The following is a 6,678-nucleotide window of genomic DNA, read 5'->3' as shown; positions in this document are numbered from 1 at the left end:
GCGCGCGATCTCCAGCTCGGTGGAGACACCGATCTCCATGCCGTGCAGCCGCTGCCCGGCGATCGTGTTGATCGGCGTCTCCCACGGGATGTCCATGTCCAAGACTGGTCACAGGTCGAGAAGGTCTACGGAGACAAGACCGCGCAGGCGTTTTCTGGGTTGGTTGGCACACACATCATTTGCCAGCTTCAGGTCGGCGAGACCCGAGAGAAGATCTCCCGGAACCTGGGCAAGCGGACGGTGGCTTGGCGCACGCACGACGACAAGGCGACTGTCCACGAGGAGTCGAAATCCGTTGTTCCGCCAGGGCGCCTCACCGACGATCTAGGCTTCCGCAAAGGGAAGGCCTACGGCCCCGAGCGCTGGGGCATCCGAGCCATCGTCCAGACCACCGGGGATCCGCTTCTGCTGGACTGGCCAGGCGTGAGCTATCCCAAGGTTCGAGATGGGCAGGAACGGGCGAGTTGGACAGAGGAGGGCGCTCGCCCGGTGGAGCAGAAACCCATGCCGCAGAGCGACGCGCAAAGCGCCGCAGAGGTCCAGCGCGTGCTCAAGATGACCGCAGACCAAGCCGCCGCAGAGCTGGAGAAGCGGGGTGCCACTCCGCCGAAACTTCGCGCCGTTTCTGACGACGAGCTGGAAGCCATCTTCCGCAAGTAGTGGGGTTGTGGAGTCGCAGGGTTTTGGTAGATCTGAAGGGATAGCCAGGACCTGGAGAACTCATGATCAACACCACACTGCTGAAGCGAAACGCCGGGGGAACCAAGGGTGGTTCTGCGTCGATTTACTACCTCTTGGCCCAGGAAAAGCTCTCTGAAGAAGCCGAGCAGGCAAGCATGGCCGTTGGCTACTACAGCCGCTCCGCGCCGAGCAAAGAGGCGCAATCGAAGTTCTACGGCGGCTTGGCCCAGCACCTGGGTCTGGCAGGCGTCCGCGCCACGGAAGAGCTGATGATTCCGCTGACGGATGGATTTGACCCCAAGACCGGTCGAGCGCTATGCCACGGAGCCGGGGATCGCGGACAGGTCAAAGTCCGCTTTGATAAGACCGGCAAGGCCCCGTTGCGCGACAAAGACGGCAAGGTGGTCACGTATCTGGCCGGTGGGCATCGCATCGGCTTTGACCTGACAATCAGCGCACCGCTGGATATCTCCGTGGCGTTTGCACTGGCGTCCGATCCGGCAGAGCAAGAGGCCATTCATGCCGCGCACCGCAACGCGGTCCAGCGGGCGATGGAAGCCTTCGAAGCCATGTCCGAAACCCGGCGCAACAAGGCCGGGAAAGACGTCATTGGGGTGGATGGGTTGATCTGGAGCAGCCATCACCACTACGCCTCACGAGCCGACGAAGCGACCGGGGAGATGGGCCCGAACCTCCACACCCACAACCTGCTCTACAACCTTTCCTTGGGCAACGACGGCAAAGAGGCCAGCCTCTCTGCTGAAGAAATCTACCGCTACCGCAAAGCCATGGATGAGGTCTACAAGACCGAGCTCTACCAGGGCATGAAGGCGCTGGGCTATGGGGTGGACCGCATCCGTGAACTGGACGACGACGGCCAGGAAACCGGGCGCGTCTACGCGCGGATCGCGGGCCTGGACGAGGAGGTGACGGATCGCTATGGCAACCGCCGCAAGGAAATCCTCGCTTACGCGGCCAAGCACAACGTGTCTAATCAGCAGGCCACGTTGGCCACGCGCAAAGACAAGGACGAGCCGCCTTACCAGGAGCTCATCGCGCACTGGCAGGACACGCTGAAAGGCTTCGACGTATCCACGGAAAGCCTGAAGCAGGCCAAGGGCAACGCGCACGAAATGGAGCAAAAATCCCCGGCAGAACTGCTGGAGCGGCTCCATGAGACCGACGCCATCTTCTGCGACCACAACCTCTTGGAGGTCTTGGGCCAGGAATACGCCGGCAGCGTGACCGTGCCAGAGCTCTACGGCTTGGTTGAAGCGTTCAAGAAGGAGCACGGCCTGGTGCTGGTCAACCCCATGCGCCTGCACGACGACGACAAGGGCGACTCGCTGGCAAGGCGGCATACCCAGGAGCGCTACTGCGCCCCGTGGATGCTCCAGATCGAGCAGGAGGTGGTGGCCTTCGCGATTGACCGAGCCAAGGAAACCCATCACCACGTGCCCCTGGCCGACGTGGACCGGGTGGTGAAAGACTACGAGAAGGCCAAGGGCTTTCAACTCTCCCAGGAGCAGCGCCACGCGTTGGACCACATCACCCAGGGCAGCGGGGGCGTGGTCAATCTTTCTGGGCTCGCCGGAACCGGTAAAACGACGATCAGTGAGTGTTTTCGGGCAGCTTACGAAACCCAAGGATTCGAGTTGCTGGGCGTCTGCGTTTCCAACGCCGCGGCCGAGAAGCTGGAGGCGGAAAGCGGCATGTCCAGCGTGAGCATGGCGCAGATGCTCCATGACCTGGACAAAGGAAAGATGCAGTTCCGCAAGACGGACGTCATTGTGGTGGATGAGGCAGGCATGGTCGATGCGCGCAACACCCACAAGCTTTTCAGCTACGCCGCCAAGGCGGGGGCGAAGGTCATCATGCAGGGCGACGTGGAACAGCTTCAGCCCATCGGAGCTGGGTCCGGCTTTCAGTTGACCAAGAGCGCGGTGGGTGATGCCAAACTCACGGAGATCCGACGCCAGGGCAAACAGGAAGACCGAGAAACCGCGTTGTCGTTCTACGCCACGGACGAAAGCGGCCAGATCATCGATCTGAAAAAGGCCAGCCGTTCCCGGGCGCAGACCCTCGACAAGGGCAACGAAATCAAGGCCCGGTTGCTCGGCACCATCCGCGAAACGGCCACGGAGAAGGACTCCCGCGAGCGCTTGCTGCACGAATACTTCGAAGACCCAACCCCGATGCAGGAGAAGTTGGTCATCGCCCACACCCGTGCAGACGTGGCCGCGCTCAATGCGGGCATCCGGGCTGGGTTGAAAGAACGGGGAGAGCTGGGCCAGGACGAAGTGGTGATCGAGGCCCGGGACAAGGGGCGCAAGTTCGACTTGGCGTTGTCCAAAGGCGATCAGATCGTCTTCACCGCGAAGAACAAGGACCTGGGGGTCATCAATGGCACGCAGGCGGTGGTGGAGAACATCAAGCCCTCAAGGGCGGGCGGCTACGACATCAGCGTTTCCATTCGCTCGGAGACCAAGGCCGATGGCCGGCGATTGACGTTCAACAGCTTCGAAATGAAAGCACTGACGCATTCCTATGCCGGGACGGTTCACAAGAGCCAGGGCCAAGGTAAGCGGGAGATCTACCACCTGGCGAACCTGGGCATGCTCGACGCCCACAGCGCCCTGGTGGCCTACACCCGACTCACGAAGGGTTCCTACCGCATGTATGCGACGTCCGATGACGTGGAGCGGTTGAGCGAACGCCTGGGGCTGGAACGCCTCAAAGAGACCGTGCTCGACGCGGGACTGAAAGACGATCCGCAACGGCCGGTTGTCCAGGGCCTTGGGGCGGTTGCACGCCCCAACACTCAACGCCCAGCCGCTCAGCGAACGCGCATCCAGGGCAAGCTCGACGCACTGCTGAAGGAGCACGCGGAACGCCCAAAACCGCAGATGAGCGAGGGCGAGCGCAAGGCCCGTTGGCTGCTGGAAGTGCTGGAGCCGTTGCGGCGGGCGCGAAAGGCCTCTCCCAAGCTGCCAGCGCAGTCCCCGAAACACAGGCAGGGCTTCTCGTTGTGAGCAGCAGGCTGGGCGGCCATGCCGCCCATGTGCTTTTCTCTCCACACCGCTTTTGCTTTGAGGCGCGGCCACTGGCCGCGTTCTTTTTGACACCAAAGCAACGTCAAAAGCGCATGGAGGGTGCGGCAGGGCAGCCCGCGGCTTCCGCCGGGGCCCTTGCTTTACAGGGCGGCCATGACCACAGCCTGCAGCACCATCACCGCCACGCCGAAAAGGAAGGGGTAGAGGAACAGCCATTTGAAGAACCCCCAAGCCAGGGACGACGGAGCCCCCGCCGAGCGGCGCGGAACCGCCTCGGGCCACGCATACCCCGCCGCCAAGGACTTCATGTAACCCGTGGTGCGCCTGCTGGGATCGCGAATAAGAATGCCCGGTGGCTTGCTGTAGATCCGCCAGCCTTTCTGAAAGGCCTTGTAGCGCCACGCGTATTCGTGAGCCTCGGCATCGGCCTGGGTGCCCGTCATGCTCGACAGCGGCACGAACGAGAATCGGCGTCCCTGCCAGCCCCCACGAGCACTGCGGTGCTGCTGCTCGCGTTGCTTTAAATCGACGGTCTGCCCCACGTAGCAGCACCCGTTGTCAAAGAACAACCCGTAGAGATGGCGTGGGCGAGGCAGGTGTTTCTGATTGCGTTTCCAGTTCAAGGGTCCTCCATTGATGGATATACCTACATACCCATAAAAGAAAGAACCGATTCGTCAAGCCCTGGCACGAACAAGGGCCCCAAAGGGCCCTTGCCGAGATACGATCACCTCCTTTTCCCACCACGCAATCGTTTAACGCCCCAAGTTGATGCTCAACCCGAAGCCGGCCACAGGCTTGTTCCCAGAGCCGAAGGAAACGCCCGCCGAGACACTGACCTTTTCCGAAACCCGAGCCCCCCAGCCAATGGACACCGCTGCCTCGCCGCCGGAGAACCCAACGCCCGCATTGAGGTTCACCTGGCCGACAGCAGCCCCGCCGTTTTGCGCTGCGGCGGTGGCCATCTGCGTCATGGCGCCAAGCTGGGCACCGAGCGCATCAATGCGCCGGTCTTGGTGACGGAAACGACGGTCGGTCTCCGTCCAACGGTCATCCCACACTTGCTGAACCTCATAGAGCTGACCCCCGTTCACGGCATCCGTGGAGCCTCGCTCAATGCGGCCATTCGCAACGTTGGTCACGCGCTGATTGCCCCCGTTGACGCCCGCAGTCGTCACCGAAGGGCCGCCTTGAATCGTCACGCCTTGGGCGTTGACCGTGGTCTGGCCGACCTGGACAGAGCCCTGCTCGGACAACTGCACGTTGTCGCTGACCGCCACGGTTTGGGTGCCGTCCGTGTTGTCGGTCACCTCGACGTTCTTGCCCGCCCTTACAGTCGAGCCCGCGCCGGTTCCGGCGGTTCCATCCACCCCATCGGTGCCGGCAGGCCCTTGAACCCCTGGCTCCCCTTTTAGGCTTGCCAGCCAATCTTGTTCATTCCCTTGGAAGCCGTTGGCCAAGGCCACCTCGTAAGCGCTCAACCCATCCGCGCCGCGCGGGCCTGGCGTGCCCGAGCTACCGCCTGGATTCTGCTCTTGGACAGTCAAGCGACCATCAAGATCATCCATAGCGGCCTCGACAGTGTTGTAGGTGGCACCGCTGCGGAACTGATAGATGGGCGCGACAAAGTTGCCGTTGACGAACGTGGCACCGCCGCCCAGCGCTTGGGCCGCCTGACGGACCTGTCCGAGGTTTGCGACGTCGGTGTCTGAGGTGCCGGCTCGAACGTTCGTGATTCGGCGGGTGCTCTGGCCCCGGTCCTCATACGTGGAGCCCACGCTGACTTCGTCGCTGGCCCAGCAGCGGCTATGTGAGCCCAGGGCAACGCAGTCTTGCCCGCGTGCTTCAGCCCCAACGCCCAGTGCGACAGACTGGCGCGCGTCGGCGACCGCTGAAGAGCCAATGGCGACTGCGTGATCGGCATTGGCTTGGGCCAAGTTGCCCTGCGCGATAGACGCGTTTCCTCGCGACCGACTGAAGTAGCCCATCGACATGGACAGGTCTCCACTGGCTTGTGACTGCACGCCAGCGGCCAACGAATGAACGCCGGTAGCCGCGGATTGCGCGCCCAAGGCGATCGCCGCTTCGCCCCCGGCGTAGCTCAGCGTGCCAACCGCAACGGCGTTCACCGCAGCGGCATTCGCGGCTTGGCCCGTCGCAATGGAGTTCGCACCGGACGCTTGGGCATTCGTTCCCGACGCCACCGCGTTGTCTGCGGAGGCATTGGCTTGAACGCCCGTGGCGACGGCCCCGTTCCCGGAGGCATTGGCATAGGCACCCGTTGCGGTGGCATTCGGGGCCGAGGCTTGGGCGTATTCCCCGGTCGCCGTCGAGTTGGGTTCCGAAGCCGTGGCCCCGGTTCCCGTGGCGGTTTGAGCAAACGATGGGGAGGCAAACAACGAGGCCCCCATCAAAGCGGTTAAGATCGAAATGCGAAGCGAAGACATGGAAACCCTCCCGAGTATGGATTGATACTTCATCCATAGCAGGCGATTTCATTTCCGCAAGGTGATCATCCGATCTTTTTCAAGGTGTTAGGAAAGGTCGCAAAGCAAACCCGTGCCGGCGCGAACCAGTTCCAGGCCATCCGGTTTTCATTGCCCCAGGCCAAGCACGCCGTTTCCATCCCCGCAGGGCACCAAGCCGGTGCCAGCGCACGGGCCAGCACTTCCGAAGAGGGCTCCCCGGTCACCGAAGGAAACGCGCCCGGCTTGCGCCCCTGCCGGTAGGCCCACTTGGCTTGGCCGCACTCGGCTTTCAGCTCGACGTGCGGATAGTCTTTCGGGCTGGTCCATCGGCCGCCCCAGTTCAGCCCCACGATCTCCGCCAGCTCCCCAAAGCGTTGATAGCCGGCCATCACATGGGCATCGTCCAAGTTCCAGCTGGGCTCCCCATTGATGAACACGGCGGCATCCAAGGCCAGTCCGAAGTTGTGGCTGCTGGA

Annotated in this window: 5 protein-coding genes and 1 pseudogene; 2 read left to right on the top strand and 4 right to left on the bottom strand. The window is 62.8% G+C overall.

Annotation, left to right across the window (positions count from 1 at the left end):
- Positions 1-96: pseudogene (locus tag AB0E19_RS38065) on the bottom strand (sporulation protein); the annotation flags it as partial.
- Here AB0E19_RS38065 and AB0E19_RS38060 point away from each other — a divergent pair.
- The gene (locus tag AB0E19_RS38060; protein ID WP_362189659.1) at positions 52-660 is read left to right on the top strand and encodes a TraM recognition domain-containing protein; all 609 of its coding nucleotides are present in this window, start codon (positions 52-54) and stop codon (positions 658-660) included. The pseudogene AB0E19_RS38065 and the gene AB0E19_RS38060 overlap by 45 nt on opposite strands.
- Before the next feature lie 62 nt (positions 661-722).
- Complete coding sequence (gene mobF, locus AB0E19_RS38055) at positions 723-3,713, top strand: MobF family relaxase (RefSeq protein WP_049446842.1); 2,991 nt, start codon at positions 723-725, stop codon at positions 3,711-3,713.
- Between the two features lie 161 nt (positions 3,714-3,874).
- Here mobF and AB0E19_RS38050 read toward each other — a convergent pair whose 3' ends face one another.
- The 3 genes from AB0E19_RS38050 to AB0E19_RS38040 form a co-directional block, all read right to left on the bottom strand.
- Positions 3,875-4,357 (bottom strand): GIY-YIG nuclease family protein, encoded by a 483-nt coding sequence (locus tag AB0E19_RS38050; RefSeq protein ID WP_362189654.1) that lies wholly within the window; start codon positions 4,355-4,357, stop codon positions 3,875-3,877.
- A gap of 132 nt (positions 4,358-4,489) precedes the next feature.
- Entirely contained in the window at positions 4,490-6,181 is a 1,692-nt protein-coding gene (locus tag AB0E19_RS38045; RefSeq protein ID WP_362189651.1) for a YadA-like family protein, read from the bottom strand.
- A 65-nt stretch (positions 6,182-6,246) separates the two neighbouring features.
- The coding region (locus AB0E19_RS38040) for a M15 family metallopeptidase (RefSeq protein WP_362189648.1) at positions 6,247-6,678 on the bottom strand (432 nt) is incomplete at its 5' end.

This window comes from Streptomyces sp. NPDC047974, assembly GCF_040653375.1.
Taxonomy (GTDB): domain Bacteria; phylum Actinomycetota; class Actinomycetes; order Streptomycetales; family Streptomycetaceae; genus Streptomyces.
The sequence above is the reverse complement of the archived record's forward strand: the minus strand, read 5'-3'. Positions and strand labels throughout refer to the sequence as shown.

What these genes read in the sequence shown, in the direction of transcription:
- mobF (WP_049446842.1), top strand. Translation starts at nt 723, where the DNA reads ATGATCAACACCACACTGCTGAAGCGAAACGCCGGGGGAACCAAGGGT.
- AB0E19_RS38045 (WP_362189651.1), bottom strand. Translation starts at nt 6,181, where the DNA reads ATGTCTTCGCTTCGCATTTCGATCTTAACCGCTTTGATGGGGGCCTCG.